Raw genomic sequence first — 19,322 nt, 5'->3', positions numbered from 1 at the left:
CCCCGGCCATGGATGGCCGATGGCGGCGGGCCCCCGGAGCAATGCCGGAGTGAGGGCATGCCGAGCCTAGGCGAGGCACCGAATGGAGGGGCAAAGCCTTTTGGTTCCTTTTTGGCGTTTGAAAAAGGGACTCGCTAATGAAATGGCTACCCCCCCTAAGTGAACAGCATTATGGCAAGTCGGCCGGCCTTTCTCGTTTCAGGGGATAGGCTCAATGGAGCTGACGTTGTCTCTGTAACTCCATCTTCAGCCAGGTGCTCGTAGGCTGGATGCCTGTCGGGCAACGCACTTCATAGGCTTTGCCACTCATGCTGCTTTTAGTGGCAGCAAGATCGATGAAGTCTTCTGCACTGCTCACCAGATTCTTGCCTTCAAGATAATTCAGCTTCTTTTCGAGATGTGCCCGAGCCTGGGTCCCAGGGTACTCACTGCCGTTGCGCACGAACTTACACTCACTGCGCTCCACAAAATCCAGCAAGCCCTTTATCTCCTGGTTCGCCTGTGGCGAGGTTTGAGCCTGTACACCGCCCGCCACTGCAAAAAGACCGATAGAAACAGCGATCAGCCATCGGCGGATAATGGGTCGAATCACCACTACTTTCAAAATCCACATGATACTTCCCTGTCCTGAAAACGAAGACTGTAGCGCGGCATCGCCCGGGCAGCCAGCGCTCGGCCAGTCTGCACGCACTCCCCGGCGCGATGTTCTTTTGTTCGAAAGGATCAACCTGAGGAAGAGAAAGGGGATCAATGAGCCCAATGCCTCTGTGCGCGAGCAGTTGGCCAAAGTCGCAGTTACTTATCCCTGTATCGGCATCAGACTCATTGATCATTGCCCAGCTCAATGTTGGGCGATATCCATCTAACCGAATGGAGATGCATTGGTGCGTCAACAGCGACCATGCACTATTTTTTTAACAAAACAACTTCTGCACGTCTAATCACCTTTTCCCCAGCCGTATAGGCTCCTTATAGGCTCAGGAAATATCCCCCTTAGAAGCCAGTAACCACCATTCGTCGCATCAGAAACGCTGCGCGATTTTTTTGACAACGCCTGGCTCAAGGTTTGCAAAAGACGCTCGTAGCAGCCCCAGAACGACGTAATTCTGACGCGGCAGCACTTTAATTAACGCTTAGGACGCCAGCGATGCGCTTGGTCAGTCACCGGGAGATGTAACGTGTCAACTCTCAATGAAATCGCAGCGAACCACGCGAGAATGGCTAAGGCTCTTGTCGAAGAGTCGACCGGGCTGAGTGAGCGCCACACCCAGATTGTGGACAGTTTCGAAGTGCCATCCACCGATGCGCAACACGTGCCTCTGCACCTTATCGCCGGCGTGCAGGACAACCATTTTGGGCAAGCAACGAGTTACTGACTCTAACCGCGCTTGATCCGGGCAGCCTGTTGGGCAGGCGGTAACGGTCGAATACCACTTCTTGGCCTAAACTCAACTGACTAGCCCGTTGGGGAGCTGCCGGAGTGGCATTCCCATGCTCGAAAATTTAGAGATGTCACGTGTCAAGCACTTCGCCGCAAACGTTGTCGGTCGAGATTTCGCGGTCGGTGACATTCATGGCCATTTCACCCGGTTGCAGGATGCTCTGGATGCAGCCGGATTCAACCGCTTGGTAGATCGCCTGTTCAGTGTTGGCGATCTGATTGACCGTGGGCCCGAGTGTCACGATGCGCTCGATTGGCTGGACAAAGCATGGTTCCACCCGGTGCGAGGCAACCATGACGACTACGTGGTGTACTTCGATACCTGCGACGTCGACAGCTGGATCGACAATGGCGGCTCATGGTTCTTGGGCCTGTCGCCGCTCGAGAAGCAAGCATTCGCGGCGCAGTTCGCCAAGCTCCCTATCGCGATCGAAGTCGAAACGGCCTACGGCCTGATCGGCATCGTGCATGCCGATTGTCCATTTCCATCATGGCAGCAACTGCGAAACGAACTGGAGTCGCCGGAAAGCAACAGGCGTCTGCAGGAGGTGCAGCACTACTGCATGTGGTCACGAAGACGGATCGATCAGCAGGAGGCGCATGGCGTTGAAGGCCTGCGCGCACTGGTCGTAGGGCATACGCCGCTTTATATGCCCCTCAGCCTTGGCAATGTGATTCACATCGATACGGGTGGCTGGAGGCCGGACCGTGGTTATTTCACCCTGCTGGATCTCGAAACGCTCGAAACCATCCCCGCAAGCTGACTCAACACAGTTCGGCCACTCAAAAAAAAACCCGGCCTCATCAGCCGGGTTCTTTATTATCTATTCAGGTGGCATCACTGCCACCGATCATCAACAGCACTTCGGCCCGGCCTTGCTTCCGTAACGAGCTTCCTGGCGTTCCCGAAAGAACACCTCGTAACTCATCACCGGCTTGTCCGGGTGCTTGGTCTGCATGTGCTCGACGTAGGTATCGTAGTCGGGCATCCCGACCATCAGGCGCGCGGCCTGACCGAGGTATTTACCGAGGCGACTCAGGTCATTGAACATGCTGCAATCCTCGATCAAGCGTCCGGCAGAGCCTGGAATGGCGCTTCTTTATCCGTACGTTCTTTAGTGCCCCAGGCGGCGATACCGACCTTGAGCGCAAAGAACAGGATGCTGAAGACCACCAGCAAGAACAGCGCCGTCAGCGTTGCGTTGGTGTAGGCGTTGTAGATCACGTGTTGCATCTGATCGATGCTCTTCGCCGGGGCGAGGATCTGACCGTTGGCCAGCGCATCGCTGTACTTCTTGGCCAGGGCCAGGAAACCGATCGCCGGGTTGGCATCGAACAGCTTGATGAAGCCTGCAGTGGTGGTGCAGATCAGCAGCCACACGGCGGGTAACATGGTGACCCAGACGTAGCGCTGGCGTTTCATTTTGATCAGCACAACGGTCGCCAACATCAACGCGATACCGGCCAGCATCTGGTTGGAGATACCGAACAGCGGCCACAAGGTATTGATGCCACCCAGCGGATCGATCACGCCCTGGTACAACAAGTAACCCCACATCGCCACACACCCGGCGGTTGCGATCAGGTTGGCGGTCCAGGATTCGGTGCGTTTCAGCGCCGGCACGAAGGAACCCAGCAAGTCCTGCAGCATGAACCGTCCGGCACGGGTACCGGCGTCGACTGCCGTCAGAATGAACAGCGCCTCAAACAGGATCGCGAAGTGGTACCAGAATGCCATGGTGTTCTCACCCGGCAGAAGGTGGTGCAGGATCTGCGCGATACCGACCGCCAGGGTCGGTGCACCGCCGGCACGGGCCAGGATGGTGGTTTCACCGATGTCCTTGGCCACCGCTTGCAGGGCTTCCGGAGTAATCGCAAAGCCCCAGCTGCTGACGGTCTGAGCAACCGTAACAGCGTCAGAGCCGACAAGCGCCGCCGGGCTGTTCATGGCGAAATACACGCCCGGCTCGATCACCGACGCAGCAACCATGGCCATGATGGCGACGAAGGATTCCATCAGCATGCCGCCATAACCGATGTAACGGGCATGGCCTTCGCTGGCCAACAACTTCGGCGTAGTGCCCGAAGCAATCAGCGCGTGGAAACCGGAGACCGCACCACAGGCGATAGTGATGAACAGGAACGGGAACAGACCGCCCTTCCACACCGGGCCGGTGCCATCGATGAACTGGGTGAGTGCGGGCATTTTCAGGTCGGGCATGGTGATCAGGATGCCGATCGCCAAGGCCACGATGGTGCCGATTTTGAGGAAGGTCGACAGGTAGTCACGTGGCGCCAGAATCAGCCACACCGGTAACGAGGCGGCGACGAAACCATAGCCGATCAGCATCCAGGTGATCTGGATCCCGGTGAAGGTAAAGGCCTTGGCCCAGACCGGATCAGCAGCAATCTGCCCGCCCAGCCAGATCGAACCGAGCAGCAACAGCACGCCGACCACGGAGATTTCACCGATGCGGCCCGGGCGGATGTAGCGCATGTAAATGCCCATGAACATCGCGATCGGGATGGTCGCCATCACCGTGAAAATGCCCCATGGGCTTTCGGCCAGGGCTTTCACAACGATCAACGCCAGCACCGCGAGGATGATGATCATGATCAGGAAGCAGCCAAACAGCGCGATGGTCCCGGGGATGCGGCCCATTTCCTCACGAACCATGTCGCCCAGGGAACGGCCGTTGCGGCGGGTGGACATGAACAGGACCATGAAGTCCTGAACGGCACCGGCCAGCACCACGCCGGCAATCAGCCACAGCGTACCGGGCAGATAGCCCATCTGCGCCGCCAGGACCGGACCGACCAGCGGCCCCGCGCCAGCAATGGCTGCGAAGTGGTGACCGAAGAGGACGTGTTTGTTGGTCGGCACGTAGTCCAGACCGTCATTGTTAACGACAGCGGGCGTGGCACGATTGGGGTCGAGTTGCATCACTTTGGTAGCGATGAACAGGCTGTAGTAGCGGTATGCTACGAGATAGATAGCGACTGCTGCGACTACGATCCAGAGGGCATTGATCGCTTCGCCGCGGCGCAGGGCCACGACACTTAGCGCAAACGCTCCCAGAACAGCCACGGCAAACCAGGCGAGGTGTTTAGCCAGACGGGGCATAGCGTGTCTCCTGCCGACAGCCAGTGGACTGCGGCGGTAATTTTTATAATTGTGTCCGCTGTGCGGAGCTGGCCCAATATCCCCGCATGCCGTCTACAAATAAATCCGCGTTACTACGTACGTGGCTTCTACGTAGTTCTACGTAGATGACGGTGAGCTTCTTGTTGGAGCGACGGTTCAGCGATTCGACTGGGTCGCAAATGCAATTCGTCATTCAACGTTGATGTCGTCTGATATACCGCCTTCGCGAGCAAGCCCGCTCCCACAGGGGATCGGTATTCACCCGCCAGGATGGGCCGGTTGATAGACCGCCATCGCGAGCAAGCCCGCACAGGGGAATGGTGTACACCTGCGGGTGATTGGTCGGCTGTCAGGCCGCCATCGCGAGCAAGCTCAGCTCCTACAAGTCATTCCGTCCAGCACCGCTACTGGACGCGCGTATCTTTGGCATATGATGCCGGGCCTTCGCCTTCCCTCGGTCCGGACAGGAGCAGAGATGCAGCTCAAACACAAAATCGTCGCGCTCGGGATTCTGCCGCTGGTATTGGCCATCGCCGTCATCTGCGCGCTGGTGATATCCATGAACCGCCAACTGGGTGAACAACAGGCGCAACTGATCGAAGACAGCATCCTGGCCAGCAAACGCGCAGAACTTAAAAACTACGTCGAAATGGCACAAAGCCTGATTGAGCCACTGTACGACGACGGCCACGGTGACGAACACGCCCAGCAACAAGTGCTGGAAGAACTGCGCAAACTCAGCTTTGGCATCAATGGCTACTTCTTCGTCTACGACCACGAAGGACGCAGCCTGATGCACGCGCGCCAGTCGGAGCTGGTGGGCAAATACCTGTGGGACATGAAAGACCCTCACGGTTTGCCCGTGATCCAGGCGTTGCTCAAAAGTGCGCAATCAGGCGAAGGCTTTCAGCGCTACGCCTGGAACAAACCCTCCTCCGGCCAGGTAACCGACAAGCTCGCCTATGTGGTGATGCTGGATCGTTGGGGCTGGATGCTCGGCACCGGCATCTACCTTGAAGACGTTGAACGCGCGACCCAGCAGGCGCGTGACGAAGTGGCCCAGGGCATTCGTAAAACCATGCTGGCGATTGCCGCAGTGGCCCTCGTGGCGGTCCTGTTTGTCTTCGCCAGCGGCATGACGCTGAACGTCAGCGAGCATCGTCTGGCCGACAAAAAGCTGCAGCGCCTGACCCAGCGTATCGTCAGCTTGCAAGAGGAAGAGCGCTCACGGGTTTCCCGTGAACTGCACGACGGCATCAGCCAGCTACTGGTCTCGATCAAGTTTCAGTTCGAGCTGGCCAGCCACCTGCTCGAAAATGGGCAAGCACACGACAAGGGTTTGAGTACGCTGAGGGACGCTACGGAACGTCTGGGGGAAGCGATTGGCGAAGTTCGCAGCCTCTCCCACGACTTGCGTTCCTCGCTGCTCGACACCCTGGGCCTGCCGGCCGCAATTGGTCAACTCGCCGCAGAATTCGAGCAACGCAGCGGCCTGGTGGTGACTTTTAACGACAACGAATTCGACTGTCACCTGGTCGATGGGGCAGCGGTCTCGCTGTTTCGCATCGTGCAAGAAGGCCTGACTAATATTGAACGACACGCCCAGGCTAAAAACGTCTCCATTACCCTGCACGGGTCCGAAGATTCCATACGGTTGACGGTGGTCGATGACGGTATCGGTTTCAACGTCGCCCAGGTCGAACGTCGTCATGCGGGCATTGGCCTGCGTAACATCCGCGAGCGTGTCGAGCATTTTGGTGGACGATTCGACCTGATCTCGATGCCGGGAAGAAGCGAGCTGGACGTTTGGCTGCCAATGAAAATGCCCGGTACAACACGCTGACTCGCCCCCAGACAACAAGAGTGAATACCCGCGATGAACCTGCCCTACCCGATCCGCGTCGCCCTGGTCGACGATCACGCCCTGGTCCGCGACGGGATCAAAGCGCTGCTGGCGGTCATGGCCCCCCTGGAAGTGGTGGGCGAAGCAGAGAGTGGCGCGGATGCCATTGAAATGGTCGGACGCTGCCAGCCGGACCTGTTGCTGGTCGACATCAGCCTGCGGGACATGAACGGGCTCGAACTGACCCGGGTGTTGCGCAGCCAGTACCCGTCGCTCAAGGTGCTGGTGCTCAGCATGTACGACAACAATGAATACGTGAGTGAGTCCGTGCGCGCGGGGGCCAGCGGCTATGTACTGAAGAACTCACCGTCGCGGGAAATCATCGCGGCGATCGAAGCCATCGCCAGTGGCGGCACGTTCTACAGCGCCGAGATCGCCCAGCGGCTCATCGCCGATAAAAACACCGACAACGAGCTGACACCGCGCGAGAGCCAAGTGTTGTACAAGATGGCTCAAGGGCTGAACAACAAGGAAATGGCCCGCGAACTGGACATCAGCGTTCGCACGGTAGAAACCCATCGCCTGAGCATCCGTCGCAAACTCAACATCGACAAACCGGCGGCCCTGGTCAAATACGCGATCGATCACGGGATCATCTCGCGGTAGCGGATATACAGTTGTCGCGAATTTCAGGCAAAAAAAATCCCAGGCAGCTGATGGACGCCTGGGACTCAAAATGCATAAACCGTGGTGGTGAACGCGGGGCGAATATTACTGAACATTTCTGCCTGTAACAAGATATTTTGATTCACCATCCAGTTACTAAAGCTTCTAACTCATTCAATATCCACACATTTTTTATGGGCGAGTAGCGACAAGGACTGATTTAGAGGTACCAGCGATACTCCCGCGCACTGATGTCGTGCAGGAATGCCAAATGGTCCTGGCGCTTGTTTTCGCAGTAGACATCGACAAACTCTGCCCCCAAACCCTCGCGCAGCTGCACGTTGTTTTGCATCGAACGCACGGCCTCCAGCATCTCCAGCGGGAAGTCGATTCCGCTGCCACGATCTTCGTTGAGGGATGCAATCGGTTCACGCCCCACTTCCAGCCCTTGCTCAAGCCCGACCAGAATCGCCGCCAATACCAGATATGGATTGGCATCCGCGCCCGCCAGGCGATGTTCGATGCGCAGATTCTTCGCGTCCGACTCCGGCACCCGCAGGCAGGCGTCACGATCTTCAAAGCCCCAACTGGCGCGCGTCGCGACATTCACCGTACCGCTCAAGCGCCGCATTGCGTTGTGATTCGGTGCAAAGATCGGCATGCAATGCGGCAACACTTCAAGGCAACCGGCCACCGCATGGCGCAGCGCCTGCTGATTGTTAGCCGCCAACAGGTTGGTGCCCGCCTCGTCGTAAAGGCTCACATGCACATGCATGCCGCTACCGGGATGCTGCAAGTAGGGTTTTGCCATGAAGCTGGCGCGGTGGTTGTGCTTGAGGGCCACCCCTCGTGTGCTGCGGCAGAACAGGGCTGCCCAGTCGGCCGCCCGCAGGCCGTCGTCAAGGTGACCGAAATTGATCTCGAACTGGCCAGGGCCCAACTCCGCCGTGATCACCGTGGCATCGATGCCTTGCGCCCGCGCTGTCTCGACCATGTCATCGAGTACCGGTGAAAATCTCGACAGCCGTTCGATGTGCATATTCGGCTGATCATCGGCATCGTCCGTCAGCTGATCGCGAGGGAACTGTGGCAAGCCGTCACGCAGTTGGCGATCGAACAAATAGAACTCCAGCTCGAACGCGACCACGGGGAAAATCCCTTTTCGGCCGAGGCGCTCGAGCACCTGCGCCAACACTTCACGCGGCTCGAAAACAATAGGCTTTTCAGTACCGCTTGAGGTAATCAGCATCTGCCCCAGCGGTTGTTTTTCCCAACTCACGGGCTTGAGCGTGCCGGGCACCAGGCGGCGTGGAGCATCCGGGTCGCCGTCGTTGAAACAGTAGTCACCGATTTTGAACAGACCGCCCTGCGTACCCAGCAACACACAGTTTTGCGGCAGCTTGAGCGCGCTGCCGGCGGCGACCTTCTCGAGCATTTCTATCGGGTAGCGTTTGCCGTAAAAATGCCCGGGAATATCCAGGGAAATCAGGTCAACGTAACGCACCTGCGGGAAGCGCTGGCGAAACGCGCGAACCTCGGCAACCAGATCAGAGCAGACAGCATCCATCGTTAGTGTTCCTTGTTGTTTTTATCAGGTGTAAACCCAAAGTACCCGGGCGAGCTGATCCGAGAGGTTGCCGTAGCGACAATGCGTATGACTGGCCAGTTGAAAACTGTCGCCGGTGCGCAATGTCACCGGTTTATCGTCATCCAGCCACAGCGTCAGCTCACCCTCGAGGACATAGCCACCTTGCTCCGAGCTGTCGTTCATGTGCCGGTCACCACTGCTGGCGCCGGGTTCCAGTTGGCTTTCAAGCATTGAGAAGGACGCCCTCATCTTCGGAGAGACGAGGATGTCGGTGATCCCGTCGGCGTAATACAGCGTGCGTCGCTCATCTGGACGGGTCACCCAAGGCAATGCCATGGGCTTGGGCAAGCTGTAGAAGTAGGTGGTCGGCACGCCGAGTGTTTCGCTGATGGCGGTCAAGTCCGCCACCGTGGGACGTGACAACCCCCGCTCGACTTGCGAGAGAAACCCGACCGAACGACCGATTTTGTCCGCCAGCTCTTTGAGCGTGTATTTTTTGTGTTTGCGCAGGTCCTGGATCAGGATCGCCAGCGCCGAGATTTCTTCTTGCATGTCCATCTGAAGGTTTCCAGAAATTGATGTTTCAAAGGCTGTCGCGCAGCCGATACCAGGCCTTGCCGATGGCTTCCAGTGGGGCGGCCAAATACTTTCCACCGGGAAAACTGCCGTTGGTCAAACCCTGGTACAACGCCAGCTCATCCGGCTGGCCGAGGATCGCGTCGGACACGGCGCGCGCCCCGGCCAATGTCGGCAGCACGCCATGCCCTGAGTAACCCTGTAACCAGTAGAGATCGCCACGTCGACCGATGTCAGGTGTGCGCTTGAGGGTCAGATCGATGTGTCCTCCCCAGGCAAAGTCCAGTTCGACGCCCCTGAGCTGGGGAAACACGCGCTCCAGATAGGGCCGTGTCGCAGCAGCGATGTCCTTCGGCATGCCGCCCAGATAAGTGCAACCACCGCCGAACAGCAGGCGGTTGTCCGGCGTACGGCGGAAATAATCGAGGACAAACTGGTTGTCGGTGACGCACACATTGCTCGGTAGCAGCGCGGTCGCCTGTTGCACGGAAAGTGGCGCGGTGGCCACCTGATAAGTGCCAACCGGTAACACACAACTCGACAACTTCGGATCAAGCCGATCAAGGTAGGCGTTGCACGCCAGCACCAGCACATCGGCGCGAATGCGACCGCGTTCAGTGGTGACCACGTAACGATCACCGTCTTCGCGATAACTCAATGCCTTGCTCTGTTCATGAATACGTCCACCGGCCTGTTCAATCGCGGCGGCCAGGCCGAGCGCCAGTTTCAGCGGATTCAAATGCCCGCCTTCAGGATCGAACAGGCCTGCCTGGTAACGCTCACTGGCGACCCAATCAGGCAACGCCTCGCGCGAAATGAACTGCAAACCATCGTGGCCCCACTTGTGGCTGGCCTCGTGTTGCCATTCTGTCAGCAGACTCACCCGACGCGGCATCACCGACGTCCAGAGGTGGCCGGGCCGATAGTCACAATCGAAACCATGGCGGCCAGGCAAGTCTCGCAACTCCCGGGCAGCCCAACGCATGCTGTCCCATAACCGGCGCGCACGCTCATAACCCAGCGCCGCCTCCAACGGCGGCATGTCACACGACCAACCGAGAATGGCCTGACCGCCATTGCGCCCCGAGGCAGCCCAGGCCACCCGACTGGCTTCCAGCAACGTCACACGCTTACCGGCCAGGGCCAGACGCAACGCCGTATGCAACCCACTGAAGCCGGCCCCGATGATCAACACCTCGGTGTCCTGCTCGCCCTCAAGGACAGCTCGATCCACCAAGCGATCCGCGCAGGTGTGGGCGTAATAGCTGGCAACGTGCTGGGTAGATTGCTGAAACATACGGCCTCATGAAATTTTATATTTATAATTTCATGAAAAAGTACACGTTAAATTTCACGACGACAACCGCTCAAGGCACAAAAAAAATCCCGCCCAGGAAACCCTGGCGGGATTTGTTCTCATCGGCAGCGTTATCAAAGCAGCACTACCCTGGGTTTCAGGCGACAGGAATCATCGGTCGGACGAAAAGCGCCAGCGTAATTATGCGCAGGTGGACAACTGGATAAGTGATCGTAGGGAAAGAAAATCAGTGCGAGCACTCAGGCAAGCGACGACCCGATCATCCAGGTGACCGATATCACCGACTGAACGCTACAGACAATCACGCACTGCCTGACGCAACGCCCCGGATTTCGCCCAGGGCGGCCCCTGATAAAGCGATACGTGACTGCCATCCTTCGATTTCACGATATCTACAATCTCGTCGGCCGTGATGATGCTCGGCGCGGTGACTCTGTAGCCATTGGAAATCGCCGATTGGGTCGTCTTGGGTATCTCCCGCTGCCACGCCGGCAGAACGCACGCGGCGTAGTCTTTCGGCGCCTTGTCGCTGTACTTGCTGACATTGGGTTCACCTGGCACCAGGGACGCGGGCAACGAACAACCCGCCAGCAACGCCAACCCTACGCCCCCAATCAATTTGCGCATAACGCGTCCTTATCCCGAAAAAAGGGGAATGTAGCGTGTCGCTGCCCCGACATCCATCCGTCGCACTGAACTCAGCAAGGGGCGTTTTGATCGCCGGGATTGGGATACGACCTCTCATTCAGATAAGTCATCCATCTTTCGTACGCTTCATGCTGCCATTGAGTGACCCGCTCCCATTCCGGGCCGCTCAACTGATGTGCAGAAATCAGTTTCATCATTTCCGTGGTGGCCGCGTCCAGATCAACGATCAGCTCATGGGCATGAAATCTAAAGTCATCAGTCGCCGTCATTTGAAGTTGCCTCGCCCTAGCAAAAATTCACTACCTCACTACGACATCAAATCTGCGGGTTCGCATTCATTTTCCCGACAAAAGGTTGCGTCAACGGTCAGACGAACAAAACGCCCTGGCCCGGGAAATGGGACTAAAATTTCGTAGCGGAGATTGGCAGGAGGTCATCATGTGGCTTAACGAATCTGAAAATGAACTTCGGCGTGACCTGCAAGGTCTTGCGTCGGATTTGAGATGGTCAGCCGTAGAACTTTTACGCATCGCAGAGCAACTACGCCTGGCTGGCAATGACGTGGATGCGCAAGCGACCCTGAAGCTGTGCGAGTTGTTTCAGGGAGATGAAGAACGACTGAAGGGGTATGCCGAGGAAGTGAAAGCCAAAATCATCACTCGAACGAAAGCTCAATAGCAGGAGCACTGCCATGCACAAGCCTCTATGCGCGCTGGTCGTTGTACTGGCCGCGTCGGGTGGCTGCAGCACCGAATCGCGTGTCTATAGGGATCAGCCGCTGGTCGCAAAGGTCGAGACCGGCATGACCAAGGATCAAGTCCAGCAGATTGGCGGCCAGCCTTTATCCATAACGGATCGTACCGTTGAGCCTGGCACTTGCTTTGATTACAAGCTGAAGCATGCTGGCCATCAGCAAACGTACAACGTCAGTTTCGATGGCAGGGGCAAGGTCGACCATAAAAGCTTCATGACCTGCGCGGAATGGAGCAACGCGCAGCAAAAAGCCCGAGAACCCTCCCGCAGCACCGGTAGTGGTGGCGGTTATTAGCCAGGGACCTTGGCGCCCAACTAGGAAAGCCCCGGCGAACCGGGGCTTCAAGCGCGTTATTTATCTGATTTCTGGCTGCGTGCAGGCCGACTTGCCCTGGCCTTGTAGCCGGGAAGCGCAGCCGCAAAAGCCAGTGCTTCCTCTCTACTGCCAAAGGCTCCAAGCCGGTCACCTTTGGTGCACACCCGCCACGGGCCGTTGTTCACGCTGAGTACGTCATAACCATTCATGTGCATTTTGGTCAGCATCGGAACGCTCATAGTCACCTCCATTTCGGCAGTGATGATCCTGAATTCACTTGAATACCTTACACCCGACCTTCCATGAAGTGCCAACCAGACGTCGCGCCAGGATTTCGGCATCCGGTTGCACTTTCAGCCTCGTCCATCACTCCAACCATTGAGACAGACGCTCCGGCTCGAATATTGCATTTTTATGACTGATTTATGACAAACAGCAATCAGGTAACACAATGAAAGTACGCGCGACCGTCATTTGCGAGCAGGACCGGCACATTCTCCTGGTGCGCAAGCCAAGGAGTCGCTGGATGCTGCCCGGCGGAAAGGTTGAGCGTGGTGAAGCCATTGCCGACGCCGCCACGCGAGAGCTTGAGGAAGAGACTGGGCTTGGGGTCGACGGGTTGCTGTACCTGATGGAGTTGCAATCGGGCAGCACCCGACACCATGTGTACGAGGCCTCAGTGGCGAACGCGGATGAGGCCCGCCCGCAAAACGAAATTTTCGATTGCATCTGGTATCCGCTGGACGCGGTCCAGAACCTGAACACCAGCGACGCGACGCTCAGAATCATCAAAGCGTTTCAGCGTCGCCTGTAAGCTGATCAGCCCTGATCGCCGCCACCGACCGGCATGATCATGCCGGTGATATAAGACGCTTCGTCGCTGGCCAGAAACAGGATAGCGCTTGCCTGCTCATCCAGCGTGCCATAGCGTTTCATCAAACTGCTGTCGAGCGTCTGGTCGACAATCTGCTGATACCAGACCTTCTCTTGCTCGCTCTGCTCGGCGCTGTTGCGTGGAATGACCCGCGGCGGCGCTTCGGTACCACCGGGTGCAGTGGCATTGACCCGAATCCCGCGACCGGCGGTTTCGAAGGCCAGGCACGCGGTCAGCGCGTTGACCCCACCCTTCGCCGCACCGTACGGCACACGATTGACACTGCGCGTGGCGATGGACGAAACGTTGACGATGGCGCCGCTGCCCTGCTCAAGCATGAACGGCAGCACGGCATGACAGCACCACAGCGTCGGGAACAGCGAACGGCGCACTTCGGCCTCGATCTGCGACGTTTCGTAATGCTCAAAAGGCTTGGTCCAGATCGTCCCGCCGACATTATTGACCAGCACATCCAGACGCCCGAAACGCTCGACGGCAGTTTGCATGACGCGGCTGCACTCGCTGTATTGCTCAAGATCGGCGGTCAGCGCGAGTACCTGGCTGCCCTGCCCCAATTGCTGCTGAACTTCGAACACCAGCTCGGAGCGATCGACCAGAATCAACCGCGCACCTTCCGCCGCCATGCGCTCGGCAACGCGCCGACCGATGCCTTGGGCTGCGCCGGTGATCAGCGCGACTTTTTCGTGGAACCTGTTCATGTCTCTCTCCCACAACAGCGCGGCTCAGGCCGCGCTCGCGGCAAATTTCTCGTAGTAAAAGTTTGTCGGCGCGATGCCTTTTTCGCGGATGAACTGGCTGACCGCTTCGACCATCGGCGGCGGGCCGCACAGGTAGACATCGACGTCACCTTCGTTCAAATGCTGCGGCTCGATGTGCTGGGTCACGTAGCCCTTGAGCGGGTGCTGACTGTCCGGGTTGGCGACGCAGGCACTGAAGCTGAAGTTCGGGATTCGCGCGGCAAAGGCTTCGAGTCGATCCATTTCCACCAGATCGAAATCGTTGGTCACGCCGTAGATCAAATGCAGCGGATGTTCACTGCCCTGCTCGGCGATTTTTTCCAGCATTGCCGTGAACGGTGCCAGCCCCGTACCGCCGGCCAGCAGCAACAACGGACGGCGAATGTCGCGCAGGTAGAAACTGCCCAACGGCCCGGCCAGGCTCATGCTGTCACCGGCTTTGGCCATGCCGGTGAGGAAGCTGCTCATCAAGCCGCCGGGCACGTTGCGGATCAAGAAACTGACTTCGCCATCGCGCTGCAACGAGCTGAACGAATAGGCGCGGGTCTGCTCGCTGCCGGGAATCCCCAGGTTCACGTATTGCCCCGGCAGGAACGCCAGTTTGCTCAGGGCTTCGCCCTTGATCGACAGCGCGATGGTGCTGTCGGACAACTGGCGCACGGCACTGATGGTCGCGTCGTAACTGGCCTGACGGGTACGGCACACCTCGGATGAGGTCGGCACGCGCACCACGCAATCGCTCTGGGCGCGCATCTGGCAGGTCAAGACAAAACCTTGCTCGGCCTCTTCCGCGCTGAGCGCATCTTCGATGTACTCCTCGCCCAAATCATAACGGCCGGCCTCGGCGAAGCATTTGCAGGTACCGCAAGCGCCGTCGCGGCAATCCAGTGGAATATTGATGCCTTGGCGATACGCGGCATCGGCCACGGTTTCGCCGACATTGGCGTCGATGAATCGGGTGACGCCGTCTTCGAAATTGAATGCGATGGAATGAGTCATGACCGCTGCCTCACAGGTGGTAGACATCGATGACCTGGCGAACGTAATCGTTCTTCAGGATCACTTTCTTGGCCTTGATCAGCGGGTTTTCACCGCGCACATCGAGGGTGTAGAAACTGCTGCCGAAATAGCTGTCGACGGTCTTGTAGCGAAAGCTCAGGGTGTGCCAGTTGAAGCGCACGTTGCACAAGCCATCGGCCTGTTCAAGCAGCTCGATGTTGCTGATGTTGTGCGAGGTGCGGGTGTCCGGCATGGTGGCGCTGGAACGCTCGGTCTTGATGCGGAAGACGCGGTCTTCCAGGCCGGTGCGGTTGCCGTACCAGATCAGCGAGATTTCCCGTTGCGGGTCTTCGGTCAACTCGTCGTTGTCGTCCCAGGATGGCATCCAGTACGTCGCGTCCGGGGCGTACAACTCCAGCCACTCGTCCCACTGCCGGTCGTCGAGGTAGCGCGCTTCGCGGTAGAGAAAATCACGCACGGCGTCATAGGTGATGGTCATTGCACGGCCTCCACAGGAATCAGTTCGGACTGCTCGGCGGCCAAGGCCTTGAGCATGGTCTGCTGCCAATACTTGTGTTGCAGCACGAACAGGCCTTCGTCTTCGGTGCGCACTCCGCTGAGCAGCGGATGCAGGTCTATGTCCTTGGCCGCCTCATCAGCGCCTTCGATCCAGTGTTCAGCGCCACGGGACATGTCGTTCCACGTCGTGACGCTGCCCTGATAACTGGCCTGGCAGGAACGAAACTCTTCCAAATCATCCGGGGTAGCCATGCCGCTGACGTTGAAGAAGTCTTCGTACTGACGAATCCGGCTCGAACGGGCGTGGTCGCTTTCGCCTTTGGGGGCGATGCAGTAAATGGTGATTTCCGTGCGGTTGACCGAGATCGGCCTGGCGATACGGATCTGCGAACTGAACTGGTCCATCAAGTACACGTTCGGGTACAGGCACAGGTTGCGCGAGTTCTCGATCATCCAGTCGGCGCGGGCCTTGCCGAAGTCCTGGGCCAATTCATCACGACGCTCGTACAGCGGGCGATCTTCAGGGTTGGCCCAACGGGTCCAGAGCAGCATATGGCCCTTGTCGAAGGAGTAGAAACCACCGCCCTGCTTAGCCCAACTGCCGGCACTCATGGTCGGGTTGCAATCGCCGGCCTCGCGCTGCTTGCGCTGGTTCTGGGTGGCGGCGTAGTTCCAGTGCACGGAGCTGACGTGATAACCGTCGGCGCCGTTTTCGGCGGTGAGCTTCCAGTTGCCTTCGTAGATGTAGCTGGAGGAACCGCGCAGCACTTCCAGGCCATCGGCGGACTGGTCGACGATCATGTCGATGATCTTCGCCGACTCGCCCAGGTGTTCAACCAGTGGGACTACGTCGGCCTTGAGGCTGCCAAACAGGAAACCGCGATATGACTCGAAACGCGCGACTTTAGTCAGGTCGTGGGAGCCTTCGCAGTTGAAGCTCGCCGGGTAGCCCGCTTCGGCCGGATCCTTGACCTTCAGCAGCTTGCCGGAATTGTTGAAGGTCCAGCCGTGGAATGGGCAAGTGTACGAGCTCTTGTTGCCGGACTTGTGCCGGCACAGCATCGCGCCGCGATGGCTGCAGGCATTGAGGAACGCATTGAGCTCACCGTCCTTGTTGCGCGCGATGAAGATCGACTGGCGCCCCATGGTGGTGGTGTAGAAGTCGTTTTTGTTGGGGATCTGGCTTTCGTGGGCCAGGTACAGCCAGTTGCCTTCGAAGATGTGCTGCATCTCGAGATCGAACAGCCGCGGGTCGGTGAACATCTCGCGCTTGCAGCGGTAGATGCCTTGTACTGGATCGTCCTCAAGCAGGGATTGAAGATATTCGGGTCGCAGGGTCATGGCCGCCGCCTCCATTGTTATTGTTCAGGCAAGGCTCATGCTAGGACGGGGCAATGGGGTGGACTATCCGCTGGGTGCAGACCTTTATCCGTTTAGTGCAGAACGCATTTTCGGAATCGGACTACATAACTGCTTACAACTTCTGCCATAGACTGCCCGCCTGACTACAAGGAGTGGTTTCTATGGCTAATCACGGTTACATGACCCTAAACGGAAAAGCTCAAGGCTTGATTTCAGCGGGTTGCTCAACCCAGGACTCTATCGGCAACAAGTATCAGGTAGCGCACACCGATGAAATCATGGTGCTGTCCTACAGCCACAACATCACTAATATCGGGAACATCAAAAAGTCGACGCATAGCCCGATCATCATCACAAAGGCCGTCGATAAATCATCACCGCTGCTCGCTCAAGCGCTTTCAAACAGAGAAGAAATCAACTGCACGATCAGTTTCTATCGCGTGTCGGCTCTTGGCATGCAGGAAAAGTTTTATACCGTTTCGATCAATGGCGGAGTTATTGCCGACCTGACGCTTGAAATGCCTCATGCCATTTTTCAAAACGACGCCGAGCCTCAGGAACAGGTGGCTATTCGTTACCGCGACATTACCTGGACCCACCACTTGGCAAAAACCGCGGGTTACAGTTCGTGGGGCGATGAAGGATGAGTCCGAATCGTCATGAGTATTGGGACGTCAACAGTGCCGCGGGCAAACTGGTGGGGCAAGCTCGCACTCTTGCTACTCGTCATCTTGCGCAAGGTATGTTGCGTGAGCGGTTCAATCGGGAAGTCGCCTTTTATGCAAAGCGCGTTGCGGACGATGTTGCGCAGGGCAACAAAACGCCGGAGCAAGGCTTGCAGGCGCTTGTGCAAGAACAACGAGACCTGCTTAGCCAATCGCAAGCCGTTAGGCGAAAAGCTCAGGGCGCGATCAATGAACGGGTTAAAAGAATCCCGAACTCAACGCTCACACAGCCTTCATTAAAACCCGACCCGGAACGCTTATTGCGCTTTGTCCATGCTCAAAGCCTCGAGTCGACGACCGCGAATTCGCCCGACGCATTGAGGGCAACCTCCTCGCCACATCCAGTCTCGGACTTGAAGTTTTTTCCTCAAGAGCAATGGCCTGCGGCCGTCCCACAAGAAGAACCAGGGTTCTACGTCGTCCCCAGGAGCACGACCGCTGACAAACTGGAAGCTCAGCTTTTCACTTCAGCCTCCCCCGCCGTCATCGCCAAATTCAAGGCCCTGAATCCGAATCTGGATCAGGTGAAAGCCGGGACAATGATTGTTCTCAGCGATCCGAACAATCATCTATGTACCTTCGAAGAAGCGCAGTTGATGCAAGCGGCGGGTAATGTAAATAAAGCCTTGGAGCCTCTCAGTTCAGAAGAAGCCGATTTCATGGCGCGTCACCATGACGAAATAGCCTTCTTTCTTTCCAAGGGTTCAGTCGGTGCCAGCTTCGGACTGTCCATGTTCGCGAAGAACCTGAACGACGTGAAGGTCATTCTGCGTGACATCGAGAGTTTGCATACACGAACTTTTCAAGCCAATGGCCACCTCAACTCCGCCGAGTTTTATGCGGAACGCAAACGCCTGCTGGCTCAGTTGAATACCCAGCTCACCAAACTGACAAAAAAGAGCATTGGCTTTCCGGATCATCCCAATCTGAAAGCCGTATTGGGTATATCGACTAAAAGTCTTGTTCATCGCTGGAGAAAAGCTGGGGCTGTTGGGCAGATCCCTGGTTATGCCACGCATATTGAAGGCGTTTCTAAAGCGGCGAAGTATGTCAAATATGGCGGTTGGATTGGTACTGCGGTGGGTGGTGGAGCGTCAGTTATCAAGGTTCAGGGAGTTTGTGCGGAAGGGAATGTGGAGGCCTGTGAGAAGGTGAAATTTACTGAAACCGGAAGTTTTATAGGCGGGATTATTGGTGGTGCAGGTATGACAACAGTTTTATCGGTGCCTGTTGTAAGCAGTATATGCATAGCGCTCTCCGTACCGACCGGGGGCACAGCTGCTCTAGTATGCGGTGTAGCAGTCGTTGGGGCGGGAGCTTATGCTGGCGGTTCGACTGGAGGGAAAATTTTCGAGCAGATAGGAGAAATAATCTACGAGAATACAAGATGAGCACTAGTCAACTTGTAATCGGTTACCTAGGCGGCTTGGTAGTCATTTCCATGTTTGCCTGCCTTTTAGTCATGCTGCATTTGGCTCACACTAAAATGGATATGCTTTTAGGACTATTCCCGAATAGCGCAGGGGTCAAAACATTGGCACCTTTAAGACATGGAGGGATCTGGGGAAAATTAATGTTGATTGGAGGAATAACAAGTTACGTTGCCTTTCCAGGACCTTATCTGAAAAATGGGCAGTTAAGCAGGGAAGACCTACAAGCTATTCCGAATTCACTGAGACGTAAACTGGCATTAATGCAATGGATTCTCGTAGCACTCGTAGTTGCGATGTTTGCACTTTATTTTATCGGCAAGTCTGGGCTACTCCATTAACGCTCCCTGCCGAAAGTACC

Annotated in this window: 23 protein-coding genes; 10 read left to right on the top strand and 13 right to left on the bottom strand. The window is 57.1% G+C overall.

Annotated features, from left to right (window positions below):
* Window positions 1-211: 211 nt before the first annotated feature.
* Window positions 212-613 carry a DUF5329 domain-containing protein gene (locus tag DFS28_RS26890; protein ID WP_111452184.1) on the bottom strand — a complete coding sequence of 134 codons (402 nt, stop codon included), beginning with the start codon at window positions 611-613 and terminating at the stop codon, window positions 212-214.
* Between the two features lie 565 nt (window positions 614-1,178).
* On the opposite strand from DFS28_RS26890, the gene DFS28_RS26885 reads away from it, so the two are divergent.
* Together DFS28_RS26885 and DFS28_RS26880 are read left to right on the top strand one after the other, a co-directional pair.
* A complete protein-coding gene (locus DFS28_RS26885; protein ID WP_111452183.1) occupies window positions 1,179-1,376 on the top strand; it encodes a hypothetical protein in 198 nt (65 codons plus the stop codon).
* 115 nt (window positions 1,377-1,491) lie between these two features.
* Window positions 1,492-2,205, top strand: a complete 714-nt coding sequence (locus DFS28_RS26880) for a metallophosphoesterase (protein ID WP_111452182.1) — start codon at window positions 1,492-1,494, stop codon at window positions 2,203-2,205.
* A gap of 90 nt (window positions 2,206-2,295) precedes the next feature.
* Here the strand turns inward: DFS28_RS26880 and DFS28_RS26875 are convergent, their stop codons facing one another.
* Together DFS28_RS26875 and DFS28_RS26870 are read right to left on the bottom strand one after the other, a co-directional pair.
* The gene (locus tag DFS28_RS26875; protein WP_007900300.1) at window positions 2,296-2,493 is read right to left on the bottom strand and encodes a YbdD/YjiX family protein; all 198 of its coding nucleotides are present in this window, start codon (window positions 2,491-2,493) and stop codon (window positions 2,296-2,298) included.
* 14 nt (window positions 2,494-2,507) lie between these two features.
* A complete protein-coding gene (locus DFS28_RS26870; RefSeq protein WP_111452181.1) occupies window positions 2,508-4,565 on the bottom strand; it encodes a carbon starvation CstA family protein in 2,058 nt (685 codons plus the stop codon).
* Window positions 4,566-5,061: 496 nt separating this feature from the next.
* Between DFS28_RS26870 and DFS28_RS26865 the strand changes: the two genes are divergently transcribed.
* Window positions 5,062-6,429 carry a cache domain-containing protein gene (locus tag DFS28_RS26865; RefSeq protein WP_111452180.1) on the top strand — a complete coding sequence of 456 codons (1,368 nt, stop codon included), beginning with the start codon at window positions 5,062-5,064 and terminating at the stop codon, window positions 6,427-6,429.
* A gap of 33 nt (window positions 6,430-6,462) precedes the next feature.
* Window positions 6,463-7,095 carry a response regulator transcription factor gene (locus tag DFS28_RS26860; protein ID WP_033057767.1) on the top strand — a complete coding sequence of 211 codons (633 nt, stop codon included), beginning with the start codon at window positions 6,463-6,465 and terminating at the stop codon, window positions 7,093-7,095.
* Between the two features lie 220 nt (window positions 7,096-7,315).
* Here DFS28_RS26860 and DFS28_RS26855 read toward each other — a convergent pair whose 3' ends face one another.
* The 5 genes from DFS28_RS26855 to DFS28_RS26835 form a co-directional block, all read right to left on the bottom strand.
* Window positions 7,316-8,662, bottom strand: a complete 1,347-nt coding sequence (locus tag DFS28_RS26855) for a glutamine synthetase family protein (protein ID WP_111452179.1) — start codon at window positions 8,660-8,662, stop codon at window positions 7,316-7,318.
* Between the two features lie 24 nt (window positions 8,663-8,686).
* Window positions 8,687-9,241, bottom strand: coding sequence for a helix-turn-helix domain-containing protein (locus DFS28_RS26850; RefSeq protein ID WP_008154577.1), 555 nt, complete (start codon window positions 9,239-9,241; stop codon window positions 8,687-8,689).
* 25 nt (window positions 9,242-9,266) lie between these two features.
* Window positions 9,267-10,556 carry an FAD-binding oxidoreductase gene (locus tag DFS28_RS26845; protein WP_111452178.1) on the bottom strand — a complete coding sequence of 430 codons (1,290 nt, stop codon included), beginning with the start codon at window positions 10,554-10,556 and terminating at the stop codon, window positions 9,267-9,269.
* 312 nt (window positions 10,557-10,868) lie between these two features.
* Window positions 10,869-11,204: a hypothetical protein gene (locus DFS28_RS26840; RefSeq protein ID WP_111452177.1), complete on the bottom strand. Its 336-nt coding sequence runs from the start codon at window positions 11,202-11,204 to the stop codon at window positions 10,869-10,871.
* Window positions 11,205-11,275: 71 nt separating this feature from the next.
* Window positions 11,276-11,494: a hypothetical protein gene (locus DFS28_RS26835; protein ID WP_008154569.1), complete on the bottom strand. Its 219-nt coding sequence runs from the start codon at window positions 11,492-11,494 to the stop codon at window positions 11,276-11,278.
* A 169-nt stretch (window positions 11,495-11,663) separates the two neighbouring features.
* On the opposite strand from DFS28_RS26835, the gene DFS28_RS26830 reads away from it, so the two are divergent.
* On the top strand, window positions 11,664-11,903 hold the full coding sequence (locus DFS28_RS26830; protein ID WP_033057722.1) for a hypothetical protein: 240 nt from the start codon (window positions 11,664-11,666) through the stop codon (window positions 11,901-11,903).
* A gap of 13 nt (window positions 11,904-11,916) precedes the next feature.
* Window positions 11,917-12,273, top strand: a complete 357-nt coding sequence (osmE, locus tag DFS28_RS26825; protein WP_111452176.1) for an osmotically-inducible lipoprotein OsmE — start codon at window positions 11,917-11,919, stop codon at window positions 12,271-12,273.
* A gap of 56 nt (window positions 12,274-12,329) precedes the next feature.
* On the opposite strand, the gene DFS28_RS26820 is transcribed toward osmE, so the two are convergent.
* Window positions 12,330-12,533: a DUF2188 domain-containing protein gene (locus DFS28_RS26820; RefSeq protein WP_111452175.1), complete on the bottom strand. Its 204-nt coding sequence runs from the start codon at window positions 12,531-12,533 to the stop codon at window positions 12,330-12,332.
* A 212-nt stretch (window positions 12,534-12,745) separates the two neighbouring features.
* Here DFS28_RS26820 and DFS28_RS26815 point away from each other — a divergent pair, with 212 nt between their 5' ends.
* Window positions 12,746-13,108, top strand: a complete 363-nt coding sequence (locus DFS28_RS26815; RefSeq protein WP_111452174.1) for an NUDIX hydrolase — start codon at window positions 12,746-12,748, stop codon at window positions 13,106-13,108.
* A gap of 5 nt (window positions 13,109-13,113) precedes the next feature.
* Here DFS28_RS26815 and DFS28_RS26810 read toward each other — a convergent pair whose 3' ends face one another.
* From DFS28_RS26810 to benA, 4 genes are read right to left on the bottom strand one after another with little or no spacing between them, the layout of a single operon-like run.
* Entirely contained in the window at window positions 13,114-13,887 is a 774-nt protein-coding gene (locus DFS28_RS26810) for a 1,6-dihydroxycyclohexa-2,4-diene-1-carboxylate dehydrogenase (RefSeq protein ID WP_111452173.1), read from the bottom strand.
* Window positions 13,888-13,911: 24 nt separating this feature from the next.
* Entirely contained in the window at window positions 13,912-14,925 is a 1,014-nt protein-coding gene (gene benC / locus DFS28_RS26805; protein ID WP_033057713.1) for a benzoate 1,2-dioxygenase electron transfer component BenC, read from the bottom strand.
* A 10-nt stretch (window positions 14,926-14,935) separates the two neighbouring features.
* Window positions 14,936-15,424, bottom strand: coding sequence for a benzoate 1,2-dioxygenase small subunit (benB, locus tag DFS28_RS26800; protein WP_111452172.1), 489 nt, complete (start codon window positions 15,422-15,424; stop codon window positions 14,936-14,938).
* A complete protein-coding gene (gene benA / locus DFS28_RS26795) occupies window positions 15,421-16,785 on the bottom strand; it encodes a benzoate 1,2-dioxygenase large subunit (RefSeq protein ID WP_111452171.1) in 1,365 nt (454 codons plus the stop codon). Before benA ends, benB begins: the two co-directional genes overlap by 4 nt.
* A 182-nt stretch (window positions 16,786-16,967) precedes the next feature.
* Here benA and DFS28_RS26790 point away from each other — a divergent pair, with 182 nt between their 5' ends.
* The 3 genes from DFS28_RS26790 to DFS28_RS26780 are packed head-to-tail and all read left to right on the top strand — an operon-like array spanning window position 16,968 to window position 19,302.
* Window positions 16,968-17,453 carry an Hcp family type VI secretion system effector gene (locus DFS28_RS26790; protein WP_111452170.1) on the top strand — a complete coding sequence of 162 codons (486 nt, stop codon included), beginning with the start codon at window positions 16,968-16,970 and terminating at the stop codon, window positions 17,451-17,453.
* Window positions 17,450-18,922, top strand: coding sequence for a hypothetical protein (locus DFS28_RS26785; RefSeq protein ID WP_111452169.1), 1,473 nt, complete (start codon window positions 17,450-17,452; stop codon window positions 18,920-18,922). Before DFS28_RS26790 ends, DFS28_RS26785 begins: the two co-directional genes overlap by 4 nt.
* The gene (locus tag DFS28_RS26780; RefSeq protein WP_111452168.1) at window positions 18,919-19,302 is read left to right on the top strand and encodes a hypothetical protein; all 384 of its coding nucleotides are present in this window, start codon (window positions 18,919-18,921) and stop codon (window positions 19,300-19,302) included. The genes DFS28_RS26785 and DFS28_RS26780 overlap by 4 nt, the downstream gene beginning before the upstream one ends.
* Window positions 19,303-19,322: the final 20 nt, after the last annotated feature.

Source organism: Pseudomonas sp. 478, assembly GCF_003254125.1.
In the GTDB taxonomy this organism is placed as follows: Bacteria; Pseudomonadota; Gammaproteobacteria; order Pseudomonadales; family Pseudomonadaceae; genus Aquipseudomonas.
The sequence above is the reverse complement of the archived record's forward strand: the minus strand, read 5'-3'. Positions and strand labels throughout refer to the sequence as shown.

Coding starts and splice junctions, on each gene's coding strand:
- DFS28_RS26890 (WP_111452184.1), bottom strand. CDS start 613: ATGTGGATTTTGAAAGTAGTGGTGATTCGACCCATTATCCGCCGATGG.
- DFS28_RS26880 (WP_111452182.1), top strand. CDS start 1,492: ATGCTCGAAAATTTAGAGATGTCACGTGTCAAGCACTTCGCCGCAAAC.
- DFS28_RS26875 (WP_007900300.1), bottom strand. CDS start 2,493: ATGTTCAATGACCTGAGTCGCCTCGGTAAATACCTCGGTCAGGCCGCG.
- DFS28_RS26870 (WP_111452181.1), bottom strand. CDS start 4,565: ATGCCCCGTCTGGCTAAACACCTCGCCTGGTTTGCCGTGGCTGTTCTG.
- DFS28_RS26865 (WP_111452180.1), top strand. CDS start 5,062: ATGCAGCTCAAACACAAAATCGTCGCGCTCGGGATTCTGCCGCTGGTA.
- DFS28_RS26860 (WP_033057767.1), top strand. CDS start 6,463: ATGAACCTGCCCTACCCGATCCGCGTCGCCCTGGTCGACGATCACGCC.
- DFS28_RS26855 (WP_111452179.1), bottom strand. CDS start 8,662: ATGGATGCTGTCTGCTCTGATCTGGTTGCCGAGGTTCGCGCGTTTCGC.
- DFS28_RS26850 (WP_008154577.1), bottom strand. CDS start 9,241: ATGGACATGCAAGAAGAAATCTCGGCGCTGGCGATCCTGATCCAGGAC.
- DFS28_RS26845 (WP_111452178.1), bottom strand. CDS start 10,556: ATGTTTCAGCAATCTACCCAGCACGTTGCCAGCTATTACGCCCACACC.
- DFS28_RS26840 (WP_111452177.1), bottom strand. CDS start 11,204: ATGCGCAAATTGATTGGGGGCGTAGGGTTGGCGTTGCTGGCGGGTTGT.
- DFS28_RS26835 (WP_008154569.1), bottom strand. CDS start 11,494: ATGACGGCGACTGATGACTTTAGATTTCATGCCCATGAGCTGATCGTT.
- DFS28_RS26830 (WP_033057722.1), top strand. CDS start 11,664: ATGTGGCTTAACGAATCTGAAAATGAACTTCGGCGTGACCTGCAAGGT.
- osmE (WP_111452176.1), top strand. CDS start 11,917: ATGCACAAGCCTCTATGCGCGCTGGTCGTTGTACTGGCCGCGTCGGGT.
- DFS28_RS26820 (WP_111452175.1), bottom strand. CDS start 12,533: ATGAGCGTTCCGATGCTGACCAAAATGCACATGAATGGTTATGACGTA.
- DFS28_RS26815 (WP_111452174.1), top strand. CDS start 12,746: ATGAAAGTACGCGCGACCGTCATTTGCGAGCAGGACCGGCACATTCTC.
- DFS28_RS26810 (WP_111452173.1), bottom strand. CDS start 13,887: ATGAACAGGTTCCACGAAAAAGTCGCGCTGATCACCGGCGCAGCCCAA.
- benC (WP_033057713.1), bottom strand. CDS start 14,925: ATGACTCATTCCATCGCATTCAATTTCGAAGACGGCGTCACCCGATTC.
- benB (WP_111452172.1), bottom strand. CDS start 15,424: ATGACCATCACCTATGACGCCGTGCGTGATTTTCTCTACCGCGAAGCG.
- benA (WP_111452171.1), bottom strand. CDS start 16,785: ATGACCCTGCGACCCGAATATCTTCAATCCCTGCTTGAGGACGATCCA.
- DFS28_RS26790 (WP_111452170.1), top strand. CDS start 16,968: ATGGCTAATCACGGTTACATGACCCTAAACGGAAAAGCTCAAGGCTTG.
- DFS28_RS26785 (WP_111452169.1), top strand. CDS start 17,450: ATGAGTCCGAATCGTCATGAGTATTGGGACGTCAACAGTGCCGCGGGC.
- DFS28_RS26780 (WP_111452168.1), top strand. CDS start 18,919: ATGAGCACTAGTCAACTTGTAATCGGTTACCTAGGCGGCTTGGTAGTC.